Consider the following 18526-nt stretch of genomic DNA (forward strand, 5'->3'; position numbering starts at 1 on the left):
AGTGGTTTAATCTTCAAATAACATTTCTATATACAGGTAGTTTTTTTATAAGAATTAAAAGCGCAGAGGCAAACTTATTCTGTAAGAATATCTCAATTGTAAGCGGACCAAGCATTCCTGAAGGTTTCAGAATGATTTTTCGGGGTGTTGCCCCCTAAAAGAGTTCCAAAGGATAATGTTTGTGTTGGGTTTAAAAAATTAGTTCGAATTTGATCGATTGAAACTGACAAAGACTGATCCGCACCTTCTTTCCCGGAATCGGATCACGAAACCGGGAAAGAAAATGCAATCAGGAATAAGATCAGTAATCACTTCATTTAAGTTTCACCGGACTGATCATGAAACTAAACTCGTAATTCTGGTAAGGAATGCGGTATTGTTCAAGTGGGAGATAGCCCCAGCTGTTGATACAACCCAGTCCCATTTGTACTTTGTCGATGCAAACCGTAACAAAGTCGCTTTTCGGAACTTCAGGAGCATGTCGCTGATCTTTGTCCAGACCGTCATCCAAAGCGTCAACAGTGTAATTTAAAGCCGAAGCTGAGAAAGCAGCATCCGACACAAATTTCAAGCCGCTACCACTGATATTTGCTTGTTTCCACCAGCGGATGTCGGATTTTGTACCGGTTTCCTGCGGACGAATGTAAGGGTAAAACTGCTCGCAGACATCCTGGTTGTAAATTCCGATAAATTCAGAATATTTACGATCCACATAGTTTTCAACAGGTCCGCGGCCATAGTATTCAATGTTGCTGTAAGCCTTTGGCATTTCCAGTTTCATTCCAAAGCGGAACATGTCGGAAACTTCGCTGTTGGCACCGGCAATAAGTTTTTGTGTCACTTTTATTTCACCAGCGTTATTGATAACATACTGAAGTTCAAGTTGGCCTGAAATGTCTGGCATTTCGTAGGTGGCAGCAACTTTTACAAGTTGATCTGCTTCCTCTGCATCCAGTGATTTGAGTTTCATTTCAGGATTGTTCCAAACCCGGTAACGACGTTGGAGTCGAGCACCAAAATCGTTGTCGGTTGGGGCGCGCCAGAAGTTGGGAACCAACTGGCTACCTTCAACCAGCATTGCCTTGCCATTAACGATGTAACGGCTTAAAAATCCGTTTTGTTTATTAAAATCAAGGCTGAAATTTTCGCCAATGATCCGCAGATAATGATAGTCGTTTTCTTTAATTGTTGGTACAGTAACTGTTTGGTTCGAAGCCTGTTTGTTTGAAATTTCGAGCGCTTTGAAATCCCATGCTTTCGCTTCCAGCTGGTCTTTCGACAGGGTGTAACCAGCCGGAACAGGACCTTCAGCTTCTTTTAATTTATAAGCTACGTTTACAAATACTTCATTTGCGTTCAAATCAGCAGGAACACTCAACCCAAGATTAATTGTTGCTTTCTGATGAGGTGCAACATTCAGATCTTTTACAGTGCCTGTTTCAACTACTTTTCCATCGGCTACCAATTCCCAATCGAGGTAGAAATTGGAGAGATCGCGGAAGAAATATTCGTTGTAAACTTCTACAGTACCTTTTTTCAAATCAACCGGTGTTGTCCAGATCGACTGATAGAAATAACCCACTTCGTAATAGTGCGGATTTGGAACGCGGTCGGGACTGATCAAACCGTTGTCGAGGAAATTATTGTCGGAAGCATCGTATGGATTGAAATCGCCACCGTAAGCATAAATCGGTTGACCGTCTTTGTTTTTCCAGTGAATACTCTGGTCAACAAAATCCCAAATAAATCCACCCTGGTAATTCGGATACTTACGAATAAGGTCCCAGTATTCCTTGAAACCACCCATTGAGTTACCCATAGCATGTGCATATTCACACTGAATCAACGGTTTATCAGTGTCCTTTTGACCATATTGGTCGCAACGGTCGTTCGGATAATACATCGGGCAGAAAATATCGGAGTATTCGTTGCCGTGAGCCTGTTCGTATTGAACCGGACGCGAATTATCGTAATCTTTTATCCATGTGTAACATGCTTCGAAGTTGGGGCCAAAACCGGCTTCGTTACCCAGCGACCATGTAATTACCGCAGGATGGTTGAAGTTGCGTAAAACGTTGCGTTGGTTACGTTGTAGGTGCGCCAGAGCAAACGCCTCATTTTTGGCCAGGGTTTGAGGACCGTACCCCATTCCGTGTGATTCGATATTGGCTTCGGCTACCATATAAATCCCGTATTCATCACACAGGTCGTACCAGGTGCTGTTGTCGGGGTAGTGGCAGGTACGCACAGCATTTACATTGAATTTTTTCATCATTTCAATGTCCTGAATCATGCGTTCGCGCGAAACAACATAACCGCCATCGGGATCAAGCTCATGACGGTTAACACCCTTTATCAGGATAGCCTTGCCGTTTACACAAAGTTGTCCGTTAAGCATTTCCACCTTACGGAATCCTACTTTTACAGGGATAACTTCAAGTACTTTATCACCACTTTTTACTGTAGCTGTAAGTTTATATAATACAGGTGTTTCAGCTGTCCATTTTGCGGGATTTGTTACGGATAATTCCGTACGGAAATTACTGGAAGTATTTACGGATTTTTCTACTACGGTATTTCCCGCAGCATCGGTGAGTGCTAAATCAACGCTTCCTTTACCAACGAGGTTTAAGGCAACAATCAGACTGCCGTTGACATAGTCAGTATCCAGATCCGGTGTAACTTTTATATCCTGCAGGTAAGTAGCATTTCTGCTGTACAGGTAGCAATCGCGTCCAACGCCAGAAAAACGCCAGAAATCCTGGTCTTCAAGATACGATCCGTCGCTCCAGCGAAATACCTGGAATGCGATGAGGTTTTTCCCCGGCTTCAGGTATTTTGTAAGGTCGAATTCAGCTTCGAGTTTGCTGTCTTCGCTGTATCCTACAAATTTGCCATTCACATAAAGCGTTATGTTAGAAGTAACCGATCCGAAGTGGGCAAATATCTTTTTGCCGTCCCACGAGGCAGGTATTTCAATTTCTTTGCGATAAGTACCCACGTGGTTGTTCTCTTCAGGAACAACAGGAGGATTGTTTCTGTATTGGTTTCTCCAGGCATAACCAACGTTTACATAGATTGGATCGCCATAACCATTTAATTCCCACATTGCAGGAACCTGAATTTTGTCCCAGCCTTTGTCGTTAAAATCGGTTCCAAAACAATCAGTCGGCCGTTGCCAGGCGTGTTCAACCCAGTTAAAATTCCAGGTTCCGTTCAAGCTTAGGAAATTGGCCGATTGTTCCATGCAACCGGTTTCTGCACTTTCTGCTGATTCGAAAGCAAAATAAGTGCTGTGCATTGGCGTGCGGTTAATCTCGTTCATCTTTGGATCTTGCCACGGATCATCCTGAGCATGAATAACTTGAGATGCTAAAAGCATCAAAATGATTAAGGTTTTTAACTTCATGATTTATTAAATATTAGTTGGTAATCTGTAACGGTTCTATGCCTTCAAAGGTAGGTATTACTTCTAAAATATTTCCATTTACATCGAACTCAAGTTTGTCGATACACACTTCGCGGTGAAAACCTCCCGAGCCGCGTGGCATATCAACTCCCTTCGGATAAGTAAAGCGGTGGTAAACCAGGTACCATTCATCTTTCCCGGGAACCTGAACAGCTGAATTGTGTCCGGTTGCAAAAATATTGGTTTCCGGATCGCGCTGAATTACAATGTTGTTTTCAGGAATCGTAAGTTTGCCCATTGGGCTGTCAGCTTTTGCCCACCTTACTTTGTAGTTGGGGCTTCGGGTATCGTCTTCCGACCACATAAAATAATAGGTTCCATTTCGATATATCACATAGGTACCTTCACGAAAAGTGCCATCCACATTAAAGGTCTTAAATGTTTTCATATTGAGCGATACCATATCGTCGTTCAGTTCTGCTCCGGCCATGTAGCCATTTCCCCAATAGAGGTAGGTTTTATTTGTTTTTGGATCGGTAAAAACGTCAGGATCAATCTCCTGGCCACGGTTGATGCCTTTGGGTTTCCAGTCAATTAAGGCTTTGCCACTGTCAACAAAAGGTCCGGTTGGACTATCAGCCACAGCCACCCCGATTTTCTGAGCCGCAGTGAAATAATAGAAATATTTGTATTCGCCATTTATTTTCTTTTCAACGATACAGGGCGCCCAGGCATTTCTATTCGCCCAGCTCACATCTTTATGCAGATCGAGAATGATTCCTTCATCTGTCCAGTCAACCAAATTATCCGAAGAAAATACCTTGAAATAATAGCCCGACCAGCCATCGAAACCATCGCTTGTTGGATAAATATAATATTTGCCTGTTTTTTCGGAATACAAAATATCAGGATCGGCATAGTAGCCTTCCAATACCGGGTTGTGATCTTCGGAAGCACTGACCTGGTAGACCACATTTCCCTTTCCTTCGATTGAAAAAGTATAAGCCACCGGCCCGTTTGAGAAATCCTGTGGCCCGAGCGGACTAGCCGAGAAACCAGGCCAGCATTTGAATTCCGGATCGAAGTTTTTTAAATCGACTCCTCTTTTTACGGGCAAATGAATGGTTCTTTCTTTTCCTTTTATATCCACGTTCAGCTTCTTCAACTGGGGAGAAGTTATATCAACAAACAGGTCATCAAAGTTTCCCCATTTAGCAACCAAACGTTTTAATTCCTTTCCGGTAATTGGCATCACCGTTCCGTGGCGCGGATGAAAATTCATCGAAATATCTTCATCGATCACTTCGAAATGTTCCAGGTCAGAACTTTTGGTGAATTGGTAGCGTCCGTTGGTATACACATCATACATCAGGATGTATTCATCCGAATTATTAAGTTTGAAAACACTACTGCCTTCAACCCGGTTTCTTTCGCTGTCAACACGCTTGTCGCTTACCAGTTTATAGCCTTCAGTGAGTTTATCCGAAATTGCCAGTTTTATTCCTGGATCGCCGTCTTCCGCTTTATGGAACAGGTAAAATTTGCCGTTAAACGGAATTATATCGCCATCGATACAGGCTTTCGTGTTACTATCTGCCGGAGGAAAATACAACTGCTTCGGAGCTGCCTCCAGTGCAGTAAAATCTTTGTTCGTATAAGCGTAATAGATAATGTCGGGGGCGCCATCGCCGCTGCGCATCGAGAAATAAACCATGTATTTCCCGGTTTCTTCGTCGTAAATAGTTTGAGGAGCCCAAACACGGTCAACTTTGCCGAATTCATTTGGGAAAGTTTCGGGAATATTTACAACCGATGTTTGCCAGTTGATCAAGTCGGTCGATTTCATCAAAATCATTGCAAAATTGTTCCAACCCTGTTCAGGGACATATAAATCGGTGGCTACCATGTAAAAGGTTTTGCCATCGGCACCACGTAAAATATGAGGGTCACGAACGCCACCTGATGTACTGATCTGTTTCGAATCAAGAACCGGGTAATTTCCATTCAGTGCCAGATAATGATAGCCGTCGGTGCTTATTGCAAAGCGAACAGCTTCCTGCTGTGGACCGTTTCCTGTAAAGTATGCAAATAGGTAGCCTTCCATATTTTCAGGTTTGCTACATCCGGTCATGAAAAGGACAACAGATAACATCAAAACGAAATGAAAGGAGAGGTTCTTTGTGATTTTTAGGTTTATCATATGAATTGATCTAAGGTTGAATTTTGAGTTTGCAGATGTAAAATGCATTTCCCAGCGCTTTTAATTGAAAGTTGTTTTTATTTGTATTTATGAATGTGTTTGTCGGTATAATATTGTTTGGTGCTTCCAGCGTATTTACTGCTTCTGGCACGTTTGAATGCAGGCAGCTTACCAGTACTTGATTGTCTTGAATTGTTCCTTTAAGTCCTCGCAACGAAATATCGATAGTCTGAATTTCAGCAGAAGCATTAACTACTTTTACAATAATTTCCGAGGTATTTGCATCAATACAAGAAGATGCATATAAACCATCTTTTCCCGAAATAATATCCCCACCTGAGGTAATTGAAAGTACGTTTGTTCCAACATTCTGTGCATACATTTGCTGCACGTAATAATTTGGTGTGCGCACAACATTAAGGTTGTCGAACCAGATCATATCAGGTTTCCACTGCCAGGCATCGAAATGGGCAAATAAAGGTGCATAAGTAGCCAGGTGAACAACATCGGCATTTCGCTCCAAACCGGTCATAAAAGCAGCTTCAGCAATTGCTCCTGCTACGTTATTGTCGCGGCTTCTGGGGTGGGCGGCATATTCACCGGCAAATACTTTTGGCCCGTTCCGGTCGTAACTGTCGTAACGTTCAGCATTTTCCAGAAACCATTCGGGGCTGCGGTAATAGTGCTCGTCTACCAGGTCTACTTTCAGTTCCTTCATTTTTGGCCACAGGTAGTCAAAATTTTCACCATCGGGAGCCGGACCTGCTGTTCCAATAATCTTGATTTCAGGATACTTTTTTTGGATGGCTTCCATAAACGGGATCAAACGTTCCACATAACCTTCGCCCCACTGTTCGTTTCCAATCGCTATATATTTCAGATGAAACGGTTCCGGATGCCCCATCTCGGCGCGTACTTTTCCCCATTTCGAATCGGCAGGTCCGTTGGCAAATTCTATCAGATCCACTGCATCGTCAATATAGGGTTGCAAATCACCAACAGCTACACATTCTGTACTTTCGTACTGACAAGCCAGTCCGCAACTCACTACAGGAAGCGGTTCAGCACCCAAATCGTCACTAAGCAAGAAGAACTCGTAAAAACCCAGTCCGTAAGTCTGGTAATAATCCGGAAAGAAACGATGTTTGAAGGTGTAGTTCCAGCGGTTTTCATTCAACGGACGGTTTTCAACAGGGCCTACGCTGTTCTTCCACTGGTAGCGGGTTTCGAGTGTATTGCCTTCGATGATACAACCTCCGGGAAAACGAAACACACCCGGATTCAGATCGTATAGAGCTTCAACCAAATCTTTTCGCAATCCGTTCTCGCGGTTTTTCCAGGTTTCTGTCGGGAACATCGAAATGTGATCGAGATCCACTTCGCCGGCAGTTTCCAGTACCAAACGAATTTTTCCTTTTAAAGCTGTTTCTCCGGCCTTAACAGTGCATTCGTATTTTTTCCAGTCGGAACCACTTACCAACAGGTTTTCTTTCCCGATTGTATTGTTATCACTAATCAGTTCAATTCTGAATTTCTTTTCAGCACCATCTAAGGAGCGGGCGTAAAACGAAAACCGGTAAGTATTGTTTTGTTTGAATCCAATTCCTGTGAAACCAACGTTTTCCAGGCCGGTTCCTCTGCGAAGGCCTTTTTCATTTAATCGCACATAATGCGGATTCCGATCGAAACAAGGATCTTCATCCATCACTTTTACATCGCCAAACGGTGTCCAGCCAACAAAAGGCTGATCAAATTCGAACGAGCGGTTTTTGATTAGTTCGGCGTATAAACCGCCGTCGGCACCAAAATTAATGTCTTCGAAAAACACCCCGTACATATCGGGCTGAATCTCAGATCCAACTTTGCTTGCATCAACGGTAAATGTTTTTTGCGCCCACAATGCTGAGTGGACAAGAATCAATAGAATTATTACTCCGGAATATTTCATGAGAAATCTAGTTTTAGTCAATTGTTTCGTAAATTATAGATTAATCCAAACCTTCATTTTGTTGGCACCTCGGTTGTTCCAAACAAAATAAGGTATCGCTTTAAAATTTTCATTTTTAGTGTTTCCTGAGGCATTAATTACTTCAACGCCATGAAGTAAGCTTGCATCGAAACTGGTGCTGAATTCTGAATCAGGAGTGACAGCAACCTGGTCGATTTGCGGATTATCTGCTTCTTCGAGGCAATACACGATAGGGCCGCGTTCAATGGCTACTTTGCCACGATCATCTTCCACATTTTCGTTTGCAAGCACTTTCTTTACTTCCATCGGTAGGTTCAGCTCAACCTCGTCGCCTTCCTGCCAGTTGTGATTTAAAACAGCAAATCCTTTTTCTGTTTCATAATCAACTTCCTGACCGTTTATCTTTATGGTTGGAGGGGCAGTCGACTTGTTTTCATACGAATACAAATCGCTGGGTACCGGTTGATTTTCAGCCCACCCCGGAATGCGCAGTTTTAAGTTGAAGTTGCTTGCAGCTTCCGTTTTTATTGTGAGTTTAACCGTGCCATCCCAGGGATAATTCGTTTCCTGGTTAATGCCAACCTTTGTGTTTTCCAAGTCGACTTCGGTAGAACTTTGAACATATAAATTCACATACAGATCTTCTCCGTGATGCGCATAAATATAGCCAGCCACCGAAGACATGAAGCGCGCCAGGTTGGTGGGGCAACACGAGCAATCGAACCAGGGCTGACGAGTAAGAGCACCGCGGTTAAAAGGATAATGCATGTTGCATTCCAGCGGATTTGGATAAAAGAAATGGGTGCCATCGAGCGAAACGCCCGAGATCACATTGTTGTAAAGACTTCTCTCCAGAACATCCAAATATTTGGCATCACCTTTCAACAGAAACATGCGGTAATTCCAGTAAACATTGGCAATGGCAGCGCAGGTTTCGTTGTAGGCTGATGCGTTTGGCAATTCATAATTATCGCCAAAGGCTTCGCCGTCGTGTCGTGAACCGATTCCACCTGTGAGGTACATTTTTTTAGAAACCACATTGTTCCAGATATTTTCTACGGCAGCTGTGTACCCCGAATCATTATAGAACGCAGCAATATCGGTCATTCCGGCGTACATGTAGGCTGCGCGAACAGCATGGCCAACGGCTTCATCCTGTTGTGTTACCGGTTTATGATCCTGAGTGTACGGCCCGTGAAGACGGTGCTTGGTGCTGTCGCCACGAGTATCCAGAAAATGACGCGCCAGTTTCAGGTAGTCTTCGTTTTGCGTGATAAGGTACAGTTTTATCAGTCCGGTTTCAACAATCTGGTGGCCAGGAACAAAACCCGGATGTTCTTCAGTAAAAACCTTTACTAAAAGGTCGGCATTTTTGAGTGCAATATTCAGGAAGTTCGTTTTTCCGGTGGCGGCATAATGTGCGGCAGCCGCTTCGAACAAGTGACCGCTGTTGTACAATTCGTGACTGCAATCCAGATTTTGCCATCGTGCTCCTGCCGGACACCAACTTGCCGGAGCATTGGTTGTATCTATTGTTTTGTAGGTCGTCAGGTAGCCATCGGCTTCCTGTCCGATTGCAATAATAGCGATTATCGAATCCACATACGCATCCAGTTTGGGATCGGGGAAAGTGGTGAGCGAATAAGCTGCTCCCTCGATGGTTTTATACACATCGGTGTCGTCGAACGGCATTTCGCCTTTTACGGGGCCTGCCATTTTTCCGCCGGCAATCAGGAAATTATCCATTCGGCCCATTTCTTCACACTTCTGAAATGCGGCCGGAATGGTATGGTCTCTGTTAACTTTGATTTTAGGTAGCCAGAAATTGTCGTTTAGCTGAACCTGATTGAATGCCACTCCTGAAATCGGATATGCCGATCGGAGCTTGTCTTTTTCCTTTACATTCTGACAGGAAAACATCGCAACAATTGCGAACAGGATCACAGCTCTGTTGATCCATATTTTAACCGGTTTAGTTTGCATTATTTTAGTTGGATACATGGTTGTACTATCATCAAGGCAAATTTCTAAAAATCTATCTTTGTCAACGGACTGATTTTAGTCGAATAACTGTCAGAGAATAGGCAGGCACTTCAATTTCAAATTCAGAACTAACTGAAATTTTACTCGTTACAGGCTTTGCTTTTTCGTCGGTAACTTCTCCCTGAAGCGTGATCAATTCAGCGTCCCCTTCAATTACAGGAAGGTCAGCCAGGTTTATTGTTGAGTTGATTTGCACCGGAAGAAGGTTTGCCAGCTTCAGAATATAATCGCCTGATTCGCGGTCGAAAACTACCGATGATGCAACCCGCTTTTTCAGGTTCTCATTTCCGTCAGATAGTTTGATCAGCGAAGCATAAAATTCATCTCCCGCATTTTGTCCAAACAATTTTTGCACGTAATAATCGGTGGTGAGAAACACTTCAGAGTTGTTAAAATATATCAGGTCCGGGTTCCACTGCGTATGACCGTGTTTGGCTAGTAAAGGTGCGTACGAAGTCATGCTCACCACATCGGCATTGCGTTCCACATTTATCAGGTGAAGTGCATCGCAAAGTGCCGTTTCCATGTTTAAGCGGCGTCCCGGAATGTGCGTGGCATATTCGCCCAAATAAACCTTCGATTTCGTACGGTCGTAACGGTCGTAAAAATCCTGGTTGCTTAAATACCATCCCGGAGGTTGATAGTAATGTTCGTCCACCATCGGCACTTTTAGTTTGGAAGCGATTTCCCAGCCAACTCTGTAATCAGTTCCTTCCGAGAACGGTCCAACTGTGCCGATCACGGTAATTTCGGGATACTTTTCTTTTATCGCATTGAAGATCATTGTGAAACGCTCTTCAAAAATGTCGGTGATCAAATCTTCGTTTCCAATACCCACATATTTTAGGTTGAAAGGCTCGGGATGTCCGGCTTCAGCGCGCAGCTTACCCCACTTCGTACTTTTGTCGCCATTGGCCCATTCAATCAAATCAAGAATATCCTGAACATACTGATCCATATCGCACATTGGGATTCCGCATTGCTGACCGTGGCCTCCGGTTGATGAATTTTGGCAGGGAACTCCCGCTGCAATAACAGGTAGTGGCTCGGCGCCAATATCCTCACAAAACTGAAAATATTCGAAATAACCCAATCCCATCGATTGATGATAATTCCAAATATTTCGGTCGGGTTTGCGGCTTTCCAACGGGCCGATGGTGTTTTTCCAGCGGTAAATGTTGTCGAGGCCGTCGCCATGCGTAACACAGCCCCCCGGGAATCGCACAAAGCGTGGATGAAGATCAGCAATAGCCTTTGCCAGATCGGGGCGCAAACCATTTTCCCGGCCTTTAAAAGTTTGCTGCGGGAATAGCGAAATCATGTCGAGCGCTACCTTCCCGGTAAACTGCGGAACGACCTGCAATCTTGCATTTCCAATACTTTCATTTGCCATTAAAACGAGTTCCAGTTTTTTCCAGTCAGCGGCAACCGGTTTCGTGCTGGCCTGGGCATAAACTTTCCCGTTTTCATCTACCAGGCGAACCAGCAACTTTCCTTTAGCTCCGGTCAAGCCTTTCGCAAAAACCGAGAAATTGTATTTGTCGCCGGCTTTTAACAGAATGCCGTCAAAACCTTCGTTTTGAAGTGCCTCTCCGACCTGCGAAATCGTCAGAACCGCAAAGTGTTTTTGATTGGGATGTACCGGTGCCAGTGTGTCGATTGTAAATCCGGATTCGCTCCCGGTAAAGCTCCACGCTTTTTTACTGTTCCAGTTAAGATCACGGAACTTGGTGTCGGCCGGATTGTATTCAAAACCACGATTCTGAATAAGTTCGGCATACAAACCACCATCGGCTGCGTAATTAATGTCTTCAAAAAAAACTCCGATCAGCAGATCACTGATCGCCTTGCTGTTTTCGGGATCAACGGTTATTTCAGCCTTCAAATCTTTTAAATCGGCAAAACGCTCGGCATCATCGGTCAAACGTTCGGCACGTTGAATTTCACGAAACTTCGACAACTCGTAAAATTTTATCAGGCCATCGATTACCGGCCAGGATACTTTCGAAATTACCCCAAGCTGCTTATTTCCATCGATCAGAACTTCTTCGCGCGCATTTATCCGGTCGTTCTCAGTGCCTTCAACCGTTGGCGAATAGCTTTTAAAATCGGTGGTAGTGGTTTTAAATATTTTCTGATCGCCGTCGATATTACTCAGCCAGGTTATCAGGTAGTTCTGTTCGTTTGATTGATAGGAAACTTCCGGCAACATGACATTTCCATCGTTCATTACTTCCGGATACGATTGAGGTTCCCAGGTAAATAAATCGTTAGTTGCCGCATGTGCAAATTGTCCTACCTGTTCATTCAAACTCCAGATGGCATGCCATGTTTCCTGCTGATCCTGAAACAAAAATGGCGTTAACATTCGTTTCTGAGAGCCCCACGCTCCGAAATCGCAAAACAGAAAGCGAAATTCCGGACCGATGCCGTTCCAATTTTTCCGGTCGATACTCCATGCATAATGCAACCCGTTATGTCCACCATTTTTTGTTGTGGCATACGAAAAAACATAGGCAGAATCGGGCTGATTGGCAAGCAGATTTTGAGCCAATATTAACAGAACCAGCGAGAATAACAGAGCTATCCGTTTCATTGGAATTCGATTTAGTTGATTACGATTTGAAAATGGATATCTGTTACGTTTTTAACACGTTATCCAGGTTCAATTAAAATTACTGCAAAATAAGAAAAGCCTGCATTTTTACCACATTTTCAAGGTTCAAACCGGCCACATTTGTTAATTATTTCTGCCGGAACGGTTGACCTGTGATATTGTACTGATTCGACTTTTTGAAAAGGAAAGCTGCGACAGTTGTGATTCAAAATTTGCGAATCATTTTAGAAGATGCTGGATGCAATTATTATTGTGGATAAGGTGACTAAGTCGGATTAGTGATGGAGAGGGTTGTTGAGGCAAGAGGTTGTATCAATACTTTTTGAGTGATAAAAAGTAATTGTTCGGGGAGTAAAGTCAGGTTAATTTTGGCGAATTTGTGTGCACCGCCATAAACGACGATGCACAGTATACTGTTTGCTGTGAATGATTGCTTATAACGAATTCAGGTTAAATAAAATTCTTCAAGCTTTACTCCTCCGAACTCAGCGAAACACAATAGCGATGTACGATTTCGGGGAAGTCTTCGAATTGATAGGCATTATTTTCAATGTCGTTAACCAACGAGCGATTCATCGAAAACAGTTTTACGCAATCTTTATAATTTTCTGCTGTAAACTCGTGCCAACGCATATTTATTTTGAGCAGGTAACTTTTTATTTCTTCCATTTCCGATTCAATACCCGTGTTTACCATTTTTGTGGTTACAAAATAATAGAGCGGATACAAATCGTCGTTCACCCGGTAATAGAAATGTCCTTTTTTCGACGGGAATGCTGACAGTGTAATATCGTTACGGCTTTCGAAAACCATTTTACCACCGTCGGTTTCCAAAAAGTACCCATTGATCATTGTAGGTTTAAAAGATTTCTTTTTGCCACCGGCATCAATAAATCTCACCTTGTTTTGCATTTTCGTGATGTGTTCGAGTAAAATGTTGGCTTTAATAGTATCGTTGTTTAAACTTATAATGCCTCCCGGGAAATATCGTTCGTTTTCCTGTGAAGCAGCATCGAAACTAATCGAATAAAGTAATACGAAGAATAAAAAAAAATACTTCATGGCTATGGTTTTTTAGTTAAATATTTGATGGTTAAATACATAAATTGTGCCGTTTTAAATGGTTAGATGGCTCAAATGGATTAAGGTTTAAAGTGTGTTCATGAAATTATTGTTTTCACGTATGTGTTTTATATAACGAACTTATTGTTTAATTATTTTACGGGTTGATATAAATCCTTTTAAATCGGCCAGTTGTAAAATATAAATTCCCGGATTAAGCGATGAAATATCCAATTGGGTGATTTGCTGATTTACATCACGCCTCGAAAGAATTGTTTTGCCCGTAAGGTCGAGTAGCAAAACGTAATCGAGGTATTCACCCGACTTAATGTTTAATCTTTCACTGGCAGGATTCGGATAAACAAGGATATCCGCCTCTTCTGAAATTGCGGCGGTATAAGTTTGTTGACAATCGCCAAGCATATTCTGATCGAGCCATTGAAGACGTGTTTTTATCCAGTTTTTAAGTTTCTCTACCTCGCCTTCGTATGTTTTTGGTTGCGCATCAACTTCGGGAGCCCCAACATTAATTCCCAATATCTGCCATTTCTGAAAATGCCGAACCTGGGCATCTTTTACCTCGTTGTACAACGAATCGATTGTTACATTAATAGCGGCATCAGACAAGAGGCCTGCCCGGGCATCAAAATATCGGCAGTTGGTTTTGTTTTTGAAATTGGAATCGTAAAACAAACGAATCATCCAGCCCGGCGATTTAACATCGGGGTTACAATCGTTAATTTTATACGCCCAACCTGATCCATCGGTGGCTTTGAAAATATAGCATTGGTTTATGTTTTTCCAGGCCCAGTCGAAATCCCAAACAGGTCCTGCAACTATTTTACCGTTTTTGTCTTTATGGAAATAACGACTTTTCTTATAGCCATCGTTATTTCTGGAAATTTCGCTCACAATAAAATAGTCGATAAAACTTTCTTCATCGAGGTAGGCGGCATACCCGGTTGATGGATCAGCATAGTGTGAACTGTATAGTGTCGATTCGAAATCGGTAACATAATCTTCGAGGTAATTTTTTTGTTGCCATACCAGTTCATCCCATGTGGGATCGTAATAAACAAAATGTATATTGAATTCCGGATGATTAATTGGGCGATATGGCGACAACCAGCTATTGTTATTGTTCCAGTAGTCGATTTTAAATATATAACCGCCGGTAAGTTCTTCACCTGCAATGTCTTCTTCTTTCAGTTTTGCAATGTCAACCCTGTTTTTATCGCGTTTGATTTTTTCCCCAAATAAATAAATCCCCTGGTAGTTGCCATTCAGAAAAACTTCAACATACCGTGCCCGGGGTGCGTAGTTACCCAGCGCTTCGAACATTTTGTATGCGAGAATATTCCGCATAAACGATTTGTCGTTGTAATTCGAAAGCAGTACCCAGTCATTTTCTTCAGGTAGTCCGAGCAAGCTTACATTTTTATTTGATCCATCGGCCTCGCGGGTTTCGAGGGCATAAGGTTTTTGCGGGTAGCCCTGCGAGGAAGCGCCACGCAATTCAATTCCAATCCATCCATCGTATTCGTTGGCAGTATCGGTGTACCTGTTTTGACCATTTGTATTGTTAATTATTTTCATGCGAACCATAATTTTAGGTTCGTCAGGAATGGTCTTTCCATCGGTTTCGATTTTAACGATGGGCAAATTCGAAACAAACGAAGTGTTCTGCGCGTGTGCATTATTTGAAAAATGACCAGTGCAAATCAGTAGTAGAAAAAGCAATTGTTTTTTTAGCTTGTGCATGCTTTTAGTTTTTAATGAATTTTACTCGGTACGTTTGCTGCTTGTCATTGCTGATAACCAAATAATACATTCCGGGCGACAGGTGGGCGACATTTATTGATTGACTTGCTGCCGGCAAATTATGCTGTTCATCCACTTTATTCCCGGTGCCTGAATAAATGTTGTAGTTCCATTTCCCGTTGATGTTTCCGGGGAAGTCAAGTGTCAGCCTGTCGTTGCACGGAACCGGAAAAACATTGATCATTTTGCTAAGTTCATTTTCGATTACCGAAGTCACATTATCCTTGTGGTAACAGCCGGTCAATGCAATTTCGGCGATGCTGGCCCAGGTATTTCCATTTTGTTCAGAAATTGCTCGGAAACGCAGGTATCGTCCGGTGGTAGCTTCAAAACTGATATTTTTTTCATTTGCACCACTATCAAAACTTCCGGTAGTAACCGGAACGCCCCAGTTCGACCGGGAATCGGAAATGTATATTTCGTAGTTTTTTATTCTTCCGTTACTGCTGTTTTGCCGGGGAAGGTACTTTAATCCACTGAGGTTGAAGGTGTCGCCCAAATCGATCTGAATTTCATGCGGGTAGCCGGGGCTTGAATAGTACCATTCGGTGTGCCAGATAGTCGTCGGATCCTCGTCGAAAGCATTAACGGCACTGCCATCTTCTCCTGCAGTTTCTTCGCTATCAACGTAAAAAAGGCTCCACAGGCTTTTATCCAGCCTGCCGGGGTTGCTGCAATCAGTTAACGACGGACAAGTTGTAGTTTCAACCATGTTCGGAATGGTTTTACTGTACGCTTCACCATCGACAGTCACTGTTAAAGTTACATCGTAACTCCCCGGGTTTCCCAGAACTACTTTTGGATTTCTCTTATTTACATTATCAATGTAAAGCGGTTCAGGCGATATTGACCATTCCCAGGTGGCCCCCGAATGATTGAGAATTGAATGGTCGTCGAAATAAAGGGTGTCTTCCATACACGAATAAAAGGCTTTTTCGACCCAGGGATTAATAAGCGGGGTAAATGTAGTATCTACCATTTTTACTTCCCAGATTCCGGCATTTCCGGCCATCCGTATTTTACTGTCGCGGTAAAAGGGTAGGGCACTGTTAACACTTACTCCCGAAGGGTATTTTTCGTTAAAATCTAACCAGTAGGGATAACCTTCTTCGCGTGTGTAAACTTTTGACGTTTCTCCATTTATTGAATTGGTGAAAATATAGAGTCGATCCTTACCATTTTTTGTTGGTTGAATCACCAGGCATTTGGTATATTCCTGCAATCCATCGCTCCAGTCGGTCCAGGTGTCACCACCATCATCCGAGCGGAATATTTTTCCAATGTCATCCGACCAGGTTCCATTTTGCAGACAGACGTATATTTTATCTTCATCGGTTGGCGAGAGCACAAAAAATAATTTACCATTCCAGGAAGCATTGGCATAAGTCCCGTTGGTTAATGATGGTTTTCTCTCCCAGGTTATACCACCATCAGTACTTTTATACAGGCCGTAATTTACAATATCGACAAAAAGCAGGTTGGGATTTACAGGACTAATTTGCAGAAAACGCACCCTGCCGGGAAACTGGTGTAAGAGATCGAACGATTGTCCCATGTCAGTACTTCTCCAAAAACCATTTTCTTCACCCAAATAAATAGTGCCGTAGTAATTCGGATGCTGAACAAGGTTACCACGTCGGCCACCGTATTCGTCCATGTTAGGGTATTTGCTAAATATGAAACGGCCTTCAGCATATCCGTCCGATTTATCGGGTAAAATCCATCCGTTTCCAAGATCATTGAAAGCAACGTGACGGCTTTTACCTTTTATTACCCATCCTGTGGGCGATTCGGCTCCTCCCATTCGCAGAGCTTTTCCATCGTAAAAGTCGGTAAGGGCTGTGTTTCCATTGTGGTACCTTCCGCCAACAATAATATCTTCGTTCCATCCCTGATCGAATCCCCACATGTCGGAGCCCAGAATTCCATACGAACGCGAACTGTAGTTTTCAACATCGGAAAAATAATCGGTCGAAAAATTCATGCCTCCGTCAGTAGCCACCCACATTTCTCCGTTCTCCAGAATTTTCATATCCTGAATATCAGGGTGAATAGGAAAATTACCACCATAGCCACCAATTTTGGTGAAACCCGAGCCTCCATTAGTGGATTTATAAAGTGTAGTTGTTCCAACAAATAGTATATTCTCGTTATTCGGAGAAACTTCAAGTACGAGATCGAAGTATCCCTGTCCGTTATTCATTTCCAAGGCAGGGGTTTTCCCTGATGCCAGTTTCACCCAGTTCCATTCATTATTTGTAATTGTTCCTTTATACAAATAAGGTGTTTCGTCTTCATCGGAACTAAGCATTACGGCAAATAGTACATCCTGGTTGTTGGCTGTTACTGCCAGTAATCCACCACTGTATTCTGTAATAGCTGACGGGAAATTTTCCTGAACCGAAAAATTACTTCCACCATCGGTTGAAATTACCAGTGTATATTTTCCGCTGCTATTTTTGCTGAGTCCATAAATTACATCACTAGTATTTGGTTTAATATCAACATCATAAGTTGGGTAATTCCATTTTTTTTGCCACACAACTCCGCCGGTGGTTGAAATAAAAAGACCCTCTCCGGCAGCAGCCATAATTTTATTTGGATTGTTTGCGTCAATCTTCAGGCGGCTTGCACTAAACAGGTTGTTTAATGGCAATAGTGGTGCCCATGTTTTTCCACCATCGGTGGTTTTATGTATTTGTTTTCCTGCTGCCACGTAAACTGTATCAGGTGAATTTGGATGAATGGCAACCGCCGTAATTCCTCCACCAAAAGGATAGTTAAGACCAAGAGGTTCCCAGCTTGAGCCTTTGTCGGTACTTTTATTTACATATCCTGTTTCGGTTCCGCAGTAAATAATATTTTCATTGGTAGCAGCAACATCAAAGGAATAAACATTTACCTGCCAGGGGCATTGTTTTGGATGTCCGTTTTCGCCAATCCGGTCACTGCTGATGTTTGGATCGTTTAACCAGGTGGTCTCTACCGGTCCTAAAAAACGCCAGCCGGTATTGCCTGCATGGGTCGATTTTAAAAGCTTCTGTTGGGCGGATTGCTGCTCATACAATTTATTTTGCCATTCATCAGAATGAAGAATATCTATTTCACCATCGGCGTTGGTATAATCTGCTATTACACGCGACCAAATTTTGTAATAGCGAGTCAGGGCCGATTTTTCATTTGGATGAAGATTGGAATATCGCTCAAAATCATTTCTGATTTGATGATAGTTAACCGGGTATTGATAAAGCATTTTTTGCCAGCCCGTGTAGGACTCAGAATATGCTGGTTTAACTGTTTTATCGATACCGGGTAATTCATCGTAAGGTGTAAAATGAGATTGTGCTTTGGTAAAAAAAGGAATAAGTAGGAGGAGAATAAGTTGTAAAAGTATTGTTTTCATAG

General features: G+C 42.7%; 8 protein-coding genes. All 8 read right to left on the reverse strand.

Annotation, left to right across the window (positions count from 1 at the left end; all coding sequences use genetic code 11):
- Positions 1-313: 313 nt before the first annotated feature.
- Positions 314-3409, reverse strand: coding sequence for a glycoside hydrolase family 2 TIM barrel-domain containing protein (locus tag HFD85_RS05060; protein WP_167605650.1), 3096 nt, complete (start codon positions 3407-3409; stop codon positions 314-316).
- 13 nt (positions 3410-3422) lie between these two features.
- Positions 3423-5513, reverse strand: a complete 2091-nt coding sequence (locus HFD85_RS05065) for a glycoside hydrolase family 43 protein (protein WP_240925009.1) — start codon at positions 5511-5513, stop codon at positions 3423-3425.
- A gap of 106 nt (positions 5514-5619) precedes the next feature.
- Positions 5620-7557: an alpha-L-arabinofuranosidase C-terminal domain-containing protein gene (locus HFD85_RS05070; protein WP_167605655.1), complete on the reverse strand. Its 1938-nt coding sequence runs from the start codon at positions 7555-7557 to the stop codon at positions 5620-5622.
- A 33-nt stretch (positions 7558-7590) separates the two neighbouring features.
- Positions 7591-9561, reverse strand: a complete 1971-nt coding sequence (locus HFD85_RS05075; RefSeq protein ID WP_167605658.1) for a glycoside hydrolase family 127 protein — start codon at positions 9559-9561, stop codon at positions 7591-7593.
- Between the two features lie 61 nt (positions 9562-9622).
- Positions 9623-12217 (reverse strand): alpha-L-arabinofuranosidase C-terminal domain-containing protein, encoded by a 2595-nt coding sequence (locus HFD85_RS05080; protein ID WP_167605661.1) that lies wholly within the window; start codon positions 12215-12217, stop codon positions 9623-9625.
- Between the two features lie 492 nt (positions 12218-12709).
- Positions 12710-13300 (reverse strand): hypothetical protein, encoded by a 591-nt coding sequence (locus tag HFD85_RS05085; RefSeq protein WP_167605664.1) that lies wholly within the window; start codon positions 13298-13300, stop codon positions 12710-12712.
- A 141-nt stretch (positions 13301-13441) separates the two neighbouring features.
- Positions 13442-15061, reverse strand: coding sequence for a CotH kinase family protein (locus HFD85_RS05090; RefSeq protein WP_167605668.1), 1620 nt, complete (start codon positions 15059-15061; stop codon positions 13442-13444).
- Between the two features lie 4 nt (positions 15062-15065).
- Positions 15066-18524 (reverse strand): discoidin domain-containing protein, encoded by a 3459-nt coding sequence (locus HFD85_RS05095; protein ID WP_167605672.1) that lies wholly within the window; start codon positions 18522-18524, stop codon positions 15066-15068.
- Positions 18525-18526 lie beyond the last annotated feature (2 nt).

This window comes from Maribellus sediminis (assembly GCF_011799805.1).
Classification (GTDB): Bacteria; Bacteroidota; Bacteroidia; order Bacteroidales; family Prolixibacteraceae; genus Draconibacterium; species Draconibacterium sediminis_A.

Coding starts and splice junctions, on each gene's coding strand:
- HFD85_RS05060 (WP_167605650.1), bottom strand. CDS start 3,409: ATGAAGTTAAAAACCTTAATCATTTTGATGCTTTTAGCATCTCAAGTT.
- HFD85_RS05065 (WP_240925009.1), bottom strand. CDS start 5,513: ATGGAAGGCTACCTATTTGCATACTTTACAGGAAACGGTCCACAGCAG.
- HFD85_RS05070 (WP_167605655.1), bottom strand. CDS start 7,557: ATGAAATATTCCGGAGTAATAATTCTATTGATTCTTGTCCACTCAGCA.
- HFD85_RS05095 (WP_167605672.1), bottom strand. CDS start 18,524: ATGAAAACAATACTTTTACAACTTATTCTCCTCCTACTTATTCCTTTT.
- HFD85_RS05090 (WP_167605668.1), bottom strand. CDS start 15,061: ATGCACAAGCTAAAAAAACAATTGCTTTTTCTACTACTGATTTGCACT.
- HFD85_RS05080 (WP_167605661.1), bottom strand. CDS start 12,217: ATGAAACGGATAGCTCTGTTATTCTCGCTGGTTCTGTTAATATTGGCT.
- HFD85_RS05075 (WP_167605658.1), bottom strand. CDS start 9,561: ATGCAAACTAAACCGGTTAAAATATGGATCAACAGAGCTGTGATCCTG.
- HFD85_RS05085 (WP_167605664.1), bottom strand. CDS start 13,300: ATGAAGTATTTTTTTTTATTCTTCGTATTACTTTATTCGATTAGTTTC.